Raw genomic sequence first — 16,718 nt, 5'->3', positions numbered from 1 at the left:
ACCCTAACCCCGATAGAAATGGTTACCCAGCAGTAAGGATGGGCTCTTGAAAGACAGCGAAAGGCATGAGGAGTAAGATTGGAGAGGTTAAGCTCCTGAAAAAATGAATTTTACTTTAAATTGGACCGACAGTAAATACTATTCTGCTTTGATATGCTGCTGCGGGAATTGTTACTGATACTCCGCTTAATTGTAATTGGATATTGATTCCGGTATATGATCCTAATGCCAATATAGCTTGTATTCTAAATAATTCAATAGCAGTTTGGGTTACTACCTGATAAGCACTACCTCCTGTAATTGTACACGCCACGCATGTCGTAGATCCGTTACTAGTCCTCTTTGCGGATAAAATTAGAGAATTGTGCCAGGTGGGATTGGCTTCATAATGTACAGATATTTTTCCTGTACCTAACAATAAAGGGACACTCACTGCCAGTATTACCTGATTTGTTGCACTTTCATAAAGCCCTGCATAATTACTTCCTGCTTCTGTTATTGTAGGTACAGCTACTGTCCAGTTGGTACCGGTGACGGTTATAGTCTGAGATTTATAATAACAACTGACTAATATCGAAAAAGTGATATAAATAAATTTATTATAATATAGATAATTCAATTTCATTATTTTTTTATTCAGTGATGGTATAAGTTATTATAACAGGTGTATTCGTACGTGAATTTAGATTAGCATAATTACTAACAGCAAGATTAATAGTTAGCCTATGTCCATTATTAGCTCCATTTCCGGTAAAGGCTCCTCCAATTCCTGTAATAATGTTAATAGCTGTTGTGGTTAGAGTTACTTGGGCTCCTGCAGTTCCTAATGTCCCTCCACCTGAACCTGAAGCGGCTGCTGCTTGTACTGTGATATTTAAACCGGGAATGACTTGATTTACTGAAGCGGTTATTCTTCTTGTAAGTCCTCCTGAGGCAATTGCTGAAGTATAGTTAATCCATTTTGTATTATTTGAAGCCGGAACTGTTACAGGTTGCCCTGCTTCTGTGGGAGCAGAGAAATTCAATGTTATAGTTCCTGCTGGTTCTATGTCTAATAATGTAACTACTGGTAAGGTAATGGCAACTGTTCTGTTTCCTGTTGTTTGCGCAAAATCAATGCTTGAAATCAGACAGAAAATAATCAATAGAATATAGGTATTTACTTTCATTTTTTCTTTTTCATTTGGTTATAACCTACTTTTATACTTTCCTGTTGGTATTTGATTTCACTTTGTTGTTTTGTAATGTGAATTGAGATTTTTTGTTTTTGTGATGGTTTCAGATTAAATTGAAAATTTTCCACTGCAATTTTATATCGTTTATCAAGTCCGTTTCGGTATAATTTTACTTTCCATTCTCCAGGACGCAGATAAGTAAAATCAAAATTTTCTCCGATAAAACCTATTTTTCTATACGTCTGTTCGCCATTTGTTGCTTCAATAATGATGCTTTCTTTTTTCTTTTTATCTTTATTGGGCTGAAGTTTAGCAAAACTATATTGTGTTTCATTTTCAGAAAGCTGTATGGTTCCTTCAATACTTGATGCCGTGGTTAATCCGAAATTAAAAATATTCTCTTTATTTGCTAAACTTAAATATACCGGTAGTGTAATATTGGAAATATCATTAATATTAGTCGTTGAACGATCTATTTCAAGATAATAATTTCCCGGAATAATATTTTTAAACATAAAATTTCCGTTTTTATCGGTGATAGAAAGATAACTTCCCAACATTAATTTTATACCTTCTGTTTTATGAACTCCAAGATTTCCAATGTTTCCGGATAATGAAGTATACTCGGCAATTTTCTGTACCGGAACTCTTAGCCTTACTGTGTATCTCAATGAAAATATAAAGTCTTTATTTCCCAATTCGCCCCGCTGAAGTGAATATCTTCCCGAAATATCTAATTCATTCCCAGGAAATAATTGTTGATGAAAAAGAAGTTCAAAGAGATTTCTATCTTTGAAATATTCCTCGGGCATATAATTATTCTGATAAAAAAGGCTGAAATTGGTTTTGTCTGAGAGTCTACTGATAATTCTTGCTCCATAGTAGATCTGCCTCTGATTTTGCAGTTGATACCTTGATGTAATCGCATAACTTGCAAACACATTGAAAGAGGTTCTGAGTTTTTCGAAAGCCAAATTTGCCGTATAAAAACTTGAATTTCCTGAAAACCCGGTAAGATAATTCTCAGTTTTGCCGAATTGCCCTTCAATATTTATCTGAAATATACCCACTTTTTGATCGATACTTACTTTAAAAAAACGTTCATAATAATCAAATTGTCTCGGTTCAAGACGATCTTGGTATTTTTGAAAGCCGTTGTATAACATTACAGATCCGCTTGAAAGATATTTATATTGTAATCCATATTGCAAATAATTTCTGTATGGTGCTGCCAGAAATAGAGTATCACGTTCAAAATTTTTAGCATCCCGCATATAATTGGCAAAAATATTTAATTTGCTGGTCAATCTATATTGAAGATTTCCATTAAAAGTTCTGGTATTGGTAAAATAACCTGCAAAATGCGGACTTGCTTTCATGTACATCAAACTTCCGTTAAGTTTTGTGTAATTTACTTGTGTTTGCAACAAATAAGCACTGCCATCCATTGCATCTGTTTTGCTGTATGCGAGTTCTCCGGATGCAGTAATATTTTCTGAAATTTTCAATTTTCCTTTTGTATAAGGAAGATGAGCTTCAGAATCAAGTCTGATATTTCCAAGATTCATTTCTCCTTTTCTTGGTATTTTATGTAGATATCCTGCTGTAATTTCAGATTCTTTTCGGATTTTAATTGTTGAATAAATATTAAATTCATCTTCTATATCACGGAAAAATCTTGGATGATTATAAAAACCACCCAAACTTAGCTTCTTGAAGTCATATCGTATTTCGGCGCCTCGTCCGTATCGTGCAAATTCCGTTAAATATGAAGCAGAATAATTTTTGTCACCTAAATGAACGAAAAGATTCTCTCGTTTGTAATTAATAAAATACTCTTCGTATTGTGTAAATGAATTGAATTCCACCGGATTTTTAGAAACGGCATGAAACTCAATATTGTTTTTATTTTCCTTATCAAGGCTGCCTTTACCGTAAATTTCTCCCTGAAAGCCATCATCATAAACGCCCATATTTTGCATTCCGATAAAAGTTAGAGAGGTTGCAATAGGAAGCCTTTGATAAATATCGTCTTCAACAGGTTTTATGGAAATGACTTTTGTACTGACGTAAGCGGATTGTTTTTCTGTTGAATTTTCTTGTGGATAAACAGTAAGATTCAGATTTTGATATTCATTTTGTCCCAATTCTGTGCTGGTGAGTTTATGAATAGTGACAATTTTGGTTTCACCTGGCTGTAAAACTAAATTTGCATCATGATCAACAACTGCATTTTTACTTTCAAGAATAAGATTTTCAATGATATTTCCTTCATTTTTTAAAAGGAAAGAGGCTTTAATCATTTCTCCGGCTCTGATAAATTCAGGAGAATTAAGAGCAGATACAGTTAATTTACTGCTTCCAAAAATAGTAATATCTTCTTTTTTTGTAAATTGATTTCCATTATTTTGATCTGTTCCCTGAATTATTATTGAGTATTTTCCCTGCGCAGCTTCTGTGGCAATTCGCAAAGGGACGATGTAAGTTTTAATTTCATTAGGAGAAATAGTAAATTCACCTTTAGATAAAATAGGAATGATATTTTGATTTGAAGTACTAACTTGAATGATATATTTTTTATTTTCTGATGTAGGATTTTCTAAGATAAATGAAATAGAAGTAGATGTTCCCGGCAGTAGACTATCTTTTTTAACAATTTGTGATGATGGTTGTTGAGAAAAAATAAGTACAGGGAATAAAAAAAAAATATATATATACCAAATTCTAATCATTTTTTACTTCTAGTTCCACATTGAGGGCAAAGGCATTTTCGTTTTCATCGGTAGCAATGATGACTGCATTATATTTATCCGGAGTTAATGTATTAAGTTTAATAGAGAATTTTTTGGAAGTGTGGGGTAGTAGTCCCATCGCAATGCTTGAGAATGTTCCGATTTTTTCTCCCGTTTTACGATTGTATATTTCAAGTGAGGCTGTAGGTTTACAATAAAGATTACCGTTATTCGCTATTGCGATTTGTGCGGTTCTGAAGCCTTCTTCATTCTCTATTTTTATACTTTCAAACTTAAGATCGGGCTTTGCTTTATCAGCATTAAAATCTGTAATTACCTGAATGGCATATCGTATCACTGAGGTAATGCTTACACCCTGTTTACTGTCATCAGGCTTTAGATCTTCCACCGGTTCTACCATAATCACACTCCAATAACTTCCGGGATTAGAAATTGTATTGGGAATGGTAATTTCATAATACACTTCAGTTTTTTGTTTTCCTTTAATGGTAACTAAATTTGTGTTGAATTTAATCCAGTCAGCATTAGTTCTGTTATTAGTTTGCGGTGCTGAATAATTAATAGTTCCATCAGATTTATAGCTGAAATCCTGAAGAAATATTTTTACACTTTGTGGTTGATTGCTCGTATTTTCCATTTCAATTTTCCCTTTATATACTTTTCCGTTTTCTACTTTGTAAGAATGGGAAAGACCATTTAGGATTACAATTCCGGCTTTACAAAAACAGAATTGAAAGATGAGAATTACCAATAGGAGAATGCGCCTTACCATATGTATGTAAAGTTTAGGTTGTAAAATATTGACCATACAAGATCAAGAAGAAACAGATAGTTCATTTCTTCTTGCTTGTACTTAAAGATGAAATTTGGACGGTTAGTTGTCCGAAATAGTATACGTAACTGTTGCTACAGTAGTTGCTACAGCCTGCAAATCTGCATACACAGCAACTCCGCCAGGACCACTTCCCGGAGCTAATGCATACGTAAGATTATGACCGTTGTTGGCTCCATTTCCTGTGTAAGCACTACCAATTCCTGAAACAATTGTCTGATCTGCAGCACTTAATGTGAGCTGAGCGGCCGGCGTTCCCAATGTTCCCCCTCCGGCACCTGTAGCAGCGGCGGCAGTCACATGAATGTCAATTCCAGGAATAATGGCATTTAATTTTACAGATACATTACGAGTAGGATCGGCAACAGATTTAATAGAAGAATAATTAAGCCAAAGGGTAGTGTTGGCTGCATTTGCTATGACTGGATTTCCTGCTTCTGTTGGAGCTGTAAAGCCCAGAGTGATGTTTTTAGTAGCGGCAGGTTCTATGTCTACCAGTGCGACTTCCGGTACAGAGATCGTTATCGTGTGATTGTCGGTGTTAGTGTCTTGTGCGTGCATTTGAGCAGAGAATGCTAATGCTACCAAAGACAGAATCAAAGGAAAATTTACTTTTTTCATGTTATCGTTATTTAGTTGGGTGAAGTTAATAAAATTCATCATACTATGAAATATTTTCAAATATTTTTTCAATTTATTTTATAATTAAGTGTTCATTACCAATTATTTATTAAAAATATTACTTTGAAAACTTTTGCATATTAGCAATAATTAAATCAAACATTTATGATTTAAATCAGATGTATTAAAAAAGTCTTATACAAATTATGTATAAGACTTTTAATGTTTTTTAGGTTTACGTTAAGCCCAATGAGGGTCTGAAACTGTAGGTTTTCCCGATTCCAACCTTCCGGCGAAATGCCAGATATTATTTCCTGAAGTAATTTTCAGATCATACCAGCCTTTCATTTTTTCAAGATTGAATATGATTTTTTCTTCAGCTTTTTGCAATGAAATTTTCTTTTGATTTTTGTTGTAAAAATCTTCAAAAATAATAGAAGTGTTGTTTTTATTTAAATTTTTTATAATTAATTCCACCTCATTTTTTGATGAATTATTTTTCAACGAAATTTCTAGTTCAGGGTGATTTTCTCCTTTAAAATATCTGTAAAAACCGTTCGGGCCGAAAACTTCATAATTATATTTTCCGGCATTTACAGCGTGCGATAATTCCTGTTTTGAATATAAAGCGTAAGAAAAATGGAAATCGTCACTATCGAACTTAGTCCTGTCATAAATCAATAATGGGACAGCTCTTTCTTTTAAATTGATCATCGAAATTTTTCCTCTTTCTAAATTCACCAGATAATTATAAGGAAGAGAATTAGATGGCTTCAAACCTCTTTCCTGAATTTCCAGTAAATTGTTATTAAGTTCGTTTTCTTCATACCATTTCAAATTGGGAACGGGTTTGTTTTTCGCAGAATTAATGGTTTGAGCATATTCCTTTTGGTCTAAATAATCCATTTTCGGGATTTTTACACTCGATGAATTAAAAGCTGAAGTCAGATCTCCACAAATTGCCCTTCTCCAATCGCTGATATTTTCTACCTTAACATCTTTCTTAAACTTTTTCTGAATAAACTTTTCCAAGAACTGCAAGACAGAAGTATGATCTGAAACTTCGGAATTTACGAAACCACCTTTCGTCCACGGAGAAGCAATAATCATGGGAACTCTGAAGCCCAAACCAACTGTTCCTTCAATTCGTTCGTAATCTTTCAGCTTTTCCTTAGACATATATTCCTGATTTTTATTTACATACTCCACCCCTTCTTTTCCATTCATATCAACAGGCTGGCTCGGATTCATCGGTGGAGCGAAAGGTAAAACATGATCAAAATAACCGTCATTTTCATCATAATTAATAATGAAAATTGTTTTTTTCCACGTTTCAAGATCTTTGGTTAAAATATTTAATACTTCAGAAATGTACCATGCACCATACCAAGGCGAACCGGGATGATCAGAAAAATGTTCCGGAGCAATCAGCCACGAAACCAAAGGTAATTTTTTATCTTCAACATCTTTTCTGAACTGAAATAAAACATCACCCTTTGGCACAACCAATCTGTCTCCATTTTCGTCCTTTCCGATTTCTATATTCCAGAAATCCGGATCGTTTACGTTTGTTGTAAATGCTTTTTCGTGAAGATTTTTTTCGTACTGAGAAAGTTTTGTATAATTATCAGGATGATATTTAATTTTATCTTCTTCAAGTTCGGAAATCATAGCTTCGAATCTTTCTTTTTGATTCGGATTTTTTTCAATTTCCTTTTTTAAATAAGAAATAATATTCGGAATATTCTGATAATATCCTTTTGAAAATTTTACATTAAATTTTGAAAACCATTCAATCGGATTGTCTGTAAAGTTGCTCAACCAGGCTTCCTGTTCACCAGACATTCCTTTCGGAAGACTGATTTCATTCTGATATATTTTCCATGATATATTTTGTTCTTCTAAAATTTCGGGGAAACTTTTCCATCTTGCCTGATGATTTTTATCGTAATCAATATTTTCGTTGTAAACATTTGCTTTTACTTTTCCAGTTTGCTGTTCACGCAACGTTCCCGACCAATGAAAAAGCCTGTTCGGTGTAGTTCCTGTCATCGATGAACAAAAATATTGATCGAAAATTGTAAACGCATCAGCCAATTGATAATAAAAGGGTAAATCTTCACGATTGTAATACCCCAACGTCAACGGAATATCTTTATAATCTTTATTTCCCGAAGCTTTTGATTGAAGCCATTGATCGTATTTCCCTTTATTCAACGCTTTTTGCTGATTGTCCCAGGAATGAGGAAGCGAACTCATCCAAGTAGATTTTGTATTTTTCAAATCCAGTCGAGAGGGAGTTGCATATTTTCCGGCGTCATTTTTTTGAAAGAATGCAGAATGACCATCTTGTTTAATAAAAGTTCTCTGATCTAAAAATCCACGAACGCCTTTTAACGCTCCGAAAGCGTGATCGAAAGACCTGTTTTCCTGCATTAAAATTACCACATGTTGTGCGTCGTAGAAAGTAGACTCAGCATCAGGTTCTATTGTTAAAGCTTTTAAAATTGAAGGATGTAGTAGGCTGGATGTTCCTAATCCTGCTAAAAGTAAGCTCGATTTTTCTAAAAATTTTCTTCTGTCCATATTCAATCGAAATAAAAAAGAAACCGCAAGATAAATGAATTTCCCTGCGATTTCTTTGAAAGTATTAAAATTAAAAAGTTTTTACTGTAACCACCACGGTTTAGAATTAATATTATCGTTTCCTCCGTATTGTGAAGTCAGTGCAGTCTGAAGATTAGCACTGTTATAATTGTACTCAGACTGTGGATATCTGAATCTGAATGGTGCTGAAACTCCCGTCTGTAAAGGATAATTAGGGTATCCTGTTCTCAGATAATCGTAGTAAGAAGTCCATTGTGCTTGATGGAACATCGTCATGTATTTTTGTGTCATGATTTTTTCCAACTGAGCCGGTAATGTTGCTGAATTATCATAAACAACCAAAGGGGTCGCCAGATAATTATTCACATTAAATCCTGTAAAATATTGGGTTGAATTTTTAACATAGGTTTGATAAAACGTAAAACTTGCTTTAACTGCATTGTCGTAATGCGTTTTCGCAGATCCGGAAATCCAGCCTCTTGCAGCAGCTTCAGCTAAAATAAATTCCAATTCAGAGTAACTTAAAACCGATGAAGGTTCATTGGTTGCATCTTTGTAAAAACGATCATTGACTTTAGAAATATTTTTTGCGGTGATCAACGCTGCATTATCAGAATACGGTGAAGTCGGATTTCCTCCGTTGTATGCTGTAAAATCGGTGATTGGTTTTCCGGCTTCTTTTGCTCCGGTTGTCTGAGCTGCAAAAGTAAACAAGCGCGGGTCCTGTCTTGCTTTAAATAAATCAATAAAATAATTCGCCATATATAAACTCGAACCATATCCACTGTTGTTAAACATCGTATATCGGCTGTCCGCTGCGTCTGCAAATTTCAGTTCTCCGTTGTCAGTAATGGATGTCATTAAAGTCTGGTTTCCTGCAATCGATGCGAATTCTGTAGCGACATTGTAACTTCCAACGGTAGTTTTTTTAGAAAGAGAAATTAAAATCTTCAAACGGAAAGAGTTGATTAATTTTTTCCATTTGGTTGCATCTCCGTTATAAACAATATCGCCTTCGATTTTATCGTTTTGATTAATTAAATCGTTGGCTTCTTTCAATTCTGTTAAAATCCCTGCCATTACCGCTTCCTGGGAATCGTATTTTGGCTGCGTGATTGATGATAATTCTCCCTTTACGGCTTCAGAATAAGGAATGCTCCCAAATTTTAAGCTTAAATTAAAGAAATAATACGCTCTGTAAAATTTACCGATCGCCTGGTAATTTTTATTGTTGATCTTTTCTGCTTCCTGCATCATTTTTGCCGTGTTCAAAAGACCTTTAGTATAAGTATCGAACGAAGCGTCACCCCATTTCATATATTGATAACTATTTTCTCCGTCTGTTCCGATCAGCATTCTGGAAGCGTACATATTGTCACCATTTACCTGAAAAGCGGTTGAAGAAACGTACGTTAATAAAAACTTAGGATCTACACTTGCCTGATCGTTTGGGTTTTCGTTGATTTTATCAAGATCAGATTCGCAGGAAGTCAGTGCAAATAATCCTACGATAAAGATTGATTTTAAAATATTTTTCATTTTGATTTTTCGTTTTAATTTTAATTAAAATTTAAGATTGAATCCAACTCCGATCCATCTGCTTGAAGGATCCTGAATGTCATTTGATGTTCCGACTTTATAATCCGGATCTGAATACAGATTTTTGGACTTTTTCCACATGGCAAGGTTGTATCCCGAAACATTTACCGTAAAAGTTTTAACAAAACCTTTTGGATTCAGTAAATAAGAGAAATCATATTCTAGAATTACAGATCTTAATTTTACAAAAGTTCTGTCGAAAACATTGGCAAACAATTCACTTTCATCTTCTGTAACTCTCGCCTGATAAGGATAATTCTGTGCCCAATCCTGAAAACTGATTGCTTTTGTGTGTGGTGTGTAAGTTCCTGTTGAAGCATTGTAATTCACCCCATCCGGTACAAAATAGTAAGTTCCCGGATTTGCATATTCCTGATCTCTGTATGCTGTAGAATTCGGATGTTTTCCGCCCCACCACATTTTTTCTACGACCTGAGACCTCATGACACCGCCGATACTTCCATCGATTCCGATATTTAAAGTAAACTTTTTATATTTAAAGGTATTGTTGAAACCAAACGTCCAGTCCGGATTAAAATGTCCTAAATTCGTTGGTGCATTAGCTCTTGTCGGCATTCCGGTAGTAGCATCCAAAATAACTTTTCCGTCCGGAGATTTCTGCCATGTTATATCGTAATAACTGTCCATTCTTTCGCCTAATTTGATATTGTTATAATTCGGCATATCTGCGTAGATTGAAGTCAGTTTCTGTTCATACGTACTCCAGTTGATTAACGATTTCCAAGTGAAAGAATCTGTTTTAACTGGCGTTAAACCCAACGAAATCTCAAGACCTTTCGTGGTATATTCGTTTCCGTTCACATATTGAGAAGTAAAACCTGAGGATTGTGCAGTAGGGAACTGAAGAATATTATTATAATCTAACGTTCTGAAATAGGTCGCATCAAAAGTGATTCTGTTGTTAAATAATCCCGCACTTAAACCTAATTCATACGATTTTGTCTGTTCGGGTTTCAATGTGTTTTCAACATTTAAAGTCGTTGGATAGTAATAGGTTGGATTTCCATTGAAAGTAATTCCGTTATTGTTTACATAATAATTTCTGATAGAATAAGGTTGAAAATCATACGCTACTTTTGCCCAGGAAGCGGATAATTTTAACAGGCTGATCGACTCAGGCATTTTAACCAAATTTGAAACAACAGCACTTAATGAAGCAGAAGGGTAGAAGTACGATCTGTTGGCTTTTGGAAGTGTGGAAGACCAGTCGTTACGTCCTGAAACGTTAAGGAAGAATGCGTTGTATAAGCCAACGTCGATTGTTGTATAAGCACTGTAGATTAATTTTTCTTTTAAATAATCATAATATTTTACAGCTCCTACCGAATTGTCTAAGGTGTATAATTCAGGAACTTTCAGACCGTCGGTTGAAGCATTATCAACATCGTTTTTATAATAAAAGGCTGAACCTCCCGCGTTGATGGCAAAATCAAAGTTTTCAGAAATTTTCTTTTTATAAGTTGCTAAGACATCATAATTGAGATTCCATGTTTTGGTATCATTCAAAATATAACCACCACTTCTCGGCGCACTGTAATTGAAATAAGAATATGGACTTAAAATTTCCTGTTTATTATGATTTTCAACCAATGAAATTTTTCCTTTTACCGAGAAATCGTTGGTAGCTTTATATTCCAGACCGGTTTGCGCATTGATGACATCAGTTCTGTTTTTATTTTTGTAATACTCAGCACCAAACCAAGGATTGTTATACCAAGCGTAGTTCCAGTTTGCCTGTGCTGTTCCCTGTTGTCCGGGAATCCACATATGGTTTTTAAGATCTTTTCCATCAACATCACCGCCCATCCAGATCAAAATGGTGTACATATGACCGCTTGGATTATAATCGTAATTTGGAATATTTGGAGTAAAAGTCTGGTTGAAATTAAACTTAGTATCAAAAATTAATTTATCACTGATATGATTTTCAGATGAGAAATTGATACCATAACGTTGTAAGTATGAATTGGGAACTCTGTCGTCATAATTCATAAAATTCCCCGAAAGTCTGTAAACGTCTTTATTGTTTTTATAACTGATGGCAAAATTGTTATTGTTTATTACCGCAGGTTTCAGAAAAGTATCCAGATTATCGTGATATTGCCAGTCAATCGGAACTCTTTCATATCTAGATTTGTCGTTGTACTGACTTCCCGAAACTCCGCCATACCAGGGAATGACCTGTCCGGTAACTTTATCCCTAATCGGACTGTTCCATTGAGCGATTTTTAAACCGGGAACAAATTTTGGTCCCCAAATCATATCTCCATCGTTTACACCACCGTCGGCTCCGTCCCAGAATTCATATTTTCCGTGCGAGCCGTTTCCGTATTCGGTCTGTGTTTTTGGAAGGTTGGTAAATCCGGCTGTCACCATTGTATTTTGAGAAAATTCAACGGTAAAGCCTTTCTTTTTTGCACTTTTTGTGGTGATTAAAACGGCTCCGTACCGACCTCTCGAACCGTAGAGAGCAGAAGCTGTTGCCCCTTTCAATACGTTAATATTATCGATATTATTCGGATCTAAATTTTGGAAAACCGTTTTTTCAACGATAACTCCATCGATAACGAAAACTAAATTTGAATTTCCTCTTAAAGTAAATTCCGGAGCCTGTTGCATTCCTGTTGGGTTTGAAACATTAAGACCGGCAACCTGCCCAGAGAATAAGTTTCCGATACTTGGTGTGGTAATCGTTTCAAATTGTTTTGTACTGACTTCCTGAGTAGAATATCCGATTTTTTCTTTTTTCTTGGCAATACCTAAAGCAGTGATAACAACACCTTCGATTTGTTTTTCGTTTACTTTTTTCAAAACAACAGAATAATTTCTTCTGTTTGAAACTTCAATCGTGTAAGAAGAAAATTCAGGTGAGAAAAACTCAAGGATATCTTTTGGATTGGCTGAAATGGAAAAATTACCGTTTTCATCAGTGATGGCGGTCTTTCCTGTATTTTTGTCGGTGACATTTACACCTGACACACTACCGCCGTTTTCGGATTTTACATTTCCTGAAATATTAATTTCTTGGGCGGTGAGATAGAAGGGAAGTAACAGAACTGCAAAAGTAGCTAAAGTCTTCTTCATTTTTTTTGAAAGCAAATTTAGCGAGGTACTGTTACCGGAATTTTAATGGGGTATTACGATAAAAATATGATTTCAATATGAGACAATAGGAAAAATTAATACAATTATAAACATGAAAAATGTGACAGATTCACGAATTTTCAGTTTTTTAAATATATTATTATATAGGATTAATGATACTTTGATGTTAGAATCTACTCAGAATTCCCCAGTGAATTTTTATATCATTAAACTTAAAAGGATTTCCAAATTCATTACCGTTCGAAAGCTGGAAACTCATCAAACCGATCGGAATAAAGAAATTAAAGCCGAGCCCGACACTGTAGAGTTTGGGCTTCACATTCAATGATTTGTTGTTGAGCTGACCGTACTGTCCGAAGACATCAAAAAACGCCTGACTTCCCACGAGATAACGATATTCCAGCCCTCCATAATAATAAAAATCGCCTGCGAGCGAGCTTTCATTGAAGCCCCGCATGGAATTCCAGCCTCCGAAACGATACAATTCATTGGCAGAAAAATCGACTTTAGAGTCCATCATCGCCCCTTCAGCTTTTATATTGAGAAAGTGATTGCCGTTGATATGATAATTATGTTCTCCAAAAAAGTAAAACTGGTTCTGCGGAGCTTTTATATTGTCTTTTGTGTACGTTGTCGTCAGGTAATCGTACCCGGCACTGATTCTTGTTTTGTAGAGAAACAGATCGATATCGGTAGGTTCTACCATTTCAAACCAAACTCCGATTCCTTTTTTGTTGTAATCTTTCCCTTGAACGTACAGCGTGTCGATGATGCTTGAGCTTTCAAAAGTTCCTCTCAGCCCCAATTTGTTTCGGGCATTCAGGTGATAATATAATGCCGGAAGTGCCTTTACATTGGCAAAAGTAGAATCCTGTCTAAAAATATTTACTTTCATATTTAGACCTACATTCGATTTAAAAAGATAAGGAATGTCTGTCTGAAGGTCAAAATTCTGCCCTTTGTCCGGGTTTCTTTGCCAGTATAAATTAACGGTTTCAAAACCATTAAACATATTTCTAAAATTTACGTTTAGCGTTCCGTTTAAGGTAAATTTATCTGTTTTATCATTTCCAAAACCGATTACTCCGTCGAAGGTATTCGTTTTTTTCTTTTCCATGAACAGATAAATCTGCGTGGAGTCTTTTGTGAATAACGTTTGTGGCTGGCGCTCTAAAGAAATAAACTGATGTCCCTGAAAACTTTTATTAATGGCAATTAAATTTTTGTCGTCATACGTTTTTCCTTTGAATTCTTTTTCAAGATTTTTTATAAACCTTTTGGGAACGCTGGTATAACCTTTCACCACAAAACCGTCAATTGTCCTTTTATCGTTTTTGTTAATGTCGAGCTCTACAACGGGATAACCGTTTTTCTGACCTTTGTATCTAGATTTTAATCTGCTGAACGCAAAACCATCATCAATATATTTTTTATTAATACTTTTCTTTGTTGAATCTAAATTTTTGGTAAAAAATTCTTTCTGAATTTTAGTTTTATGTGAAATAGAGTCACTTAGGCTTACATACGTTTCGTTAAAATTTTTTCCTTTGTCGTAAATGATTTCCGTACTGTCGCCTTTTATTTTTACGTCTTTTAATTGGGTGAAAAAGTAATTATTCTGAGCCAGAGAATCCAGAAATTTAACCGCAGAAGTGGAATCTTTTACCTTTTTTTTGACCTTCGTTTCTGAATCGATAAGGAAATAATGTTTCTTCTGCGCTTGTACAAAAACGCAAAACAGTACAAAAAATATTTTCAGAAATAATTTCAACTATATAAATAAGAGTTTGATAATCTTGCTATTGTCATTCCGTAGGAATCTGGACTATTAAAGGAAAACTCTTTGCTGAGATTCCTACGGAATGACAAAAGTGCTGTTTTATTTTTAATAAAATAAAAAACTTAATAAGTTTAACTGAAACTAAGTCAGTTTATTATATTTCTTCATCAAATTCTCGTAAGTTCCCTGCGGAAGAATCCATTTCAGAGGAACTCCGATTTTCTGCCCGAATTTACCAAAATAATAATGAGCTTTCCATTTATTTTTAGTTAAAAGTTGGTCTATATATTCTGCAACTTCCAACGGTTCTGTTCCATCGCCAACGTGAGAATTCATTAAAGCATATACTTTATCAAACACATTTTTATAAGGCTGGGAAACTTTTGTTTTTACTCTGTTTTCCGCAATATTGGTTTTAATATCACCTAAATGCAGCGAACAAACATTTACATTCCAAGGATACACTTCATATCTCATCGCTTCGGTAACTTTGTCTAAAGCTGATTTTGAGGCCGAATAAAATCCGCGGAAAGGCAATCCCATTTCGCTTCCGATACTGGAAACATTGATGATCTGTCCGAATTTATTTTCACGCATTTTCGGCATTACCGCAGTCATCATCTGAACAGCGCCAACCAAATTCAGGTTGAATAATTTTAAAATATCTTCTTTCGAGGAATCTTCTACAGCGCCTACCATTCCCATTCCGGCATTGTTGATTAGAACGTCGATTCTGTTTTCTGTTTTGAGAACTTCTGAGATGGCATTTTGTACCGCTTCATTATCCGTAACATCCGTCGGAATAGATTTAAAGTACTGACTTTCGGTATGTTTTCTGCTTAAGCCATAGACTTTATGACCTTTCTTTCCGAAATATTCTGCTAACACGAAACCGATTCCTGATGAGGTTCCTGTGATGATTATAGTTTTTGTACTCATTAGTTTTTAGTTAAAATAATTTTTAAATCTTCCCAAAACATCGGATAAGATTTTTCCACAACATCTTCTTCTTCAATATTTAATTCCTTGATCAAGCAAAATGGTGCAAAACTCATTGCCATTCTGTGATCCTGATAGGTTCGAATGGAAATATTTTCCTGTGGTTCACCAAAACTGATTGACTTGATCGTTAAATCCGTAAATTCAGTTTCTGTTCCCAATTTTTTCAGTTCATTATGTAAAGCTAATAATCTGTCGGTTTCTTTTACCCGTAACGTTCCCAACCCCGAAATTTCAAATGGAATTCTCAAAGCCGCCGCTGTCACGCAAAGCGTTTGGGCAATGTCTGGACAATTATTCATATCCAGCACAATCTTTTCAGGAGACTGGAAATGCGGATCCGGTTGAAGCGTCAATTGATGTTCGTTTTCCGTAAAAATGGTTTTAATTCCAAAAAACGTCTCATAAATTTTTGCAATCGCAGAATCTCCCTGTGTTGATTCTTTATAAAAGCTTTTCAGATGAATTGTTTTTCTTCCTAAGGCTGCGAAAGAGTAAAAATAGGATGCAGAGCTCCAATCGCTTTCTACTTCATAATTCACAATTGGCGAGTGAACATTTACTTCAAATTTTTCAACTTTAATTGTATTTCCGATGAAACTATTTTGAATTCCGAATTTGGTTAAAATATTCAAAGTCATCTCAATATAAGACCTTGAAGTTATTTCACCAACCAAATTTATTTCCAAGCCATTCTCCAGTTTTCCAGCAATTAATAGGAGAGAAGTGATGAACTGGCTTGAAATGTTTGCCGGAACATCCACTTTGGTTTCGGTGATTTTTCTTCCTTTAATTTTTAATGGCGGAAAACCTTCATTTTCAAGATATTCGATTTCTACGCCAAGATTTTGTAAAGCCGTCACCAGATTTTTAATCGGTCTTTCTTTCATTCTTTTCGAACCCGTCAAAATGGTTGTTTTTCCATCCTGGATAGAATAATAAGAAGTCAAAAAACGCATAGCTGTTCCTGCGTGATGAATATCAACGGTTTCAGTGTCTTCTGAAAGTGCTTTTTTTAGTAATTGCGTATCCTGAGAATTGGATAAATTTCCAATTTGTATGTTTTTGAACAGACTTTCTAAAATCAACAAACGATTCGAAATACTTTTCGAACCGCTGATTTGTATAGTTGTGTTATCTTTTAAATTTGATTTTTCTAACTTCATTATTTCTTCAGATTTTCAGATTCAAGACATCAGATGTAAGACTTAATAGTCTAATATCTG

11 protein-coding genes are annotated in these 16,718 nt (G+C 34.7%); all 11 read right to left on the bottom strand.

Going from position 1 to position 16,718, the window contains the following annotated elements; all coding sequences use genetic code 11:
• Positions 1 to 115: 115 nt before the first annotated feature.
• Complete coding sequence (locus ASG22_RS05785; RefSeq protein ID WP_238586861.1) at positions 116 to 433, bottom strand: hypothetical protein; 318 nt, start codon at positions 431 to 433, stop codon at positions 116 to 118.
• A gap of 199 nt (positions 434 to 632) precedes the next feature.
• A complete protein-coding gene (locus tag ASG22_RS05780) occupies positions 633 to 1,169 on the bottom strand; it encodes a hypothetical protein (RefSeq protein WP_055981929.1) in 537 nt (178 codons plus the stop codon).
• On the bottom strand, positions 1,166 to 3,907 hold the full coding sequence (locus ASG22_RS05775) for a hypothetical protein (RefSeq protein WP_055981926.1): 2,742 nt from the start codon (positions 3,905 to 3,907) through the stop codon (positions 1,166 to 1,168). The genes ASG22_RS05780 and ASG22_RS05775 overlap by 4 nt, the downstream gene beginning before the upstream one ends.
• Entirely contained in the window at positions 3,900 to 4,700 is an 801-nt protein-coding gene (locus ASG22_RS05770) for a WxL protein host-binding domain-containing protein (protein WP_055981923.1), read from the bottom strand. The genes ASG22_RS05775 and ASG22_RS05770 overlap by 8 nt, the downstream gene beginning before the upstream one ends.
• A 102-nt stretch (positions 4,701 to 4,802) precedes the next feature.
• Positions 4,803 to 5,381: a hypothetical protein gene (locus ASG22_RS05765; RefSeq protein ID WP_055981939.1), complete on the bottom strand. Its 579-nt coding sequence runs from the start codon at positions 5,379 to 5,381 to the stop codon at positions 4,803 to 4,805.
• A gap of 240 nt (positions 5,382 to 5,621) precedes the next feature.
• Complete coding sequence (locus ASG22_RS05760; RefSeq protein ID WP_055981921.1) at positions 5,622 to 7,967, bottom strand: phosphocholine-specific phospholipase C; 2,346 nt, start codon at positions 7,965 to 7,967, stop codon at positions 5,622 to 5,624.
• Positions 7,968 to 8,048: 81 nt separating this feature from the next.
• Positions 8,049 to 9,527, bottom strand: a complete 1,479-nt coding sequence (locus ASG22_RS05755) for a SusD/RagB family nutrient-binding outer membrane lipoprotein (protein WP_055981918.1) — start codon at positions 9,525 to 9,527, stop codon at positions 8,049 to 8,051.
• Positions 9,528 to 9,551: 24 nt separating this feature from the next.
• The gene (locus ASG22_RS05750; RefSeq protein WP_055981917.1) at positions 9,552 to 12,692 is read right to left on the bottom strand and encodes a SusC/RagA family TonB-linked outer membrane protein; all 3,141 of its coding nucleotides are present in this window, start codon (positions 12,690 to 12,692) and stop codon (positions 9,552 to 9,554) included.
• 187 nt (positions 12,693 to 12,879) lie between these two features.
• Positions 12,880 to 14,484: a hypothetical protein gene (locus ASG22_RS05745; protein WP_055981914.1), complete on the bottom strand. Its 1,605-nt coding sequence runs from the start codon at positions 14,482 to 14,484 to the stop codon at positions 12,880 to 12,882.
• A gap of 150 nt (positions 14,485 to 14,634) precedes the next feature.
• Positions 14,635 to 15,432: an SDR family oxidoreductase gene (locus tag ASG22_RS05740; protein ID WP_055981913.1), complete on the bottom strand. Its 798-nt coding sequence runs from the start codon at positions 15,430 to 15,432 to the stop codon at positions 14,635 to 14,637.
• Entirely contained in the window at positions 15,432 to 16,658 is a 1,227-nt protein-coding gene (locus ASG22_RS05735) for a 3-phosphoshikimate 1-carboxyvinyltransferase (RefSeq protein ID WP_055981910.1), read from the bottom strand. Before ASG22_RS05735 ends, ASG22_RS05740 begins: the two co-directional genes overlap by 1 nt.
• Between the last annotated feature and the right edge of the window lie 60 nt (positions 16,659 to 16,718).

This window comes from Chryseobacterium sp. Leaf405, from assembly GCF_001425355.1.
Taxonomy (GTDB): Bacteria; Bacteroidota; Bacteroidia; order Flavobacteriales; family Weeksellaceae; genus Chryseobacterium.
The sequence above is the reverse complement of the archived record's forward strand: the minus strand, read 5'-3'. Positions and strand labels throughout refer to the sequence as shown.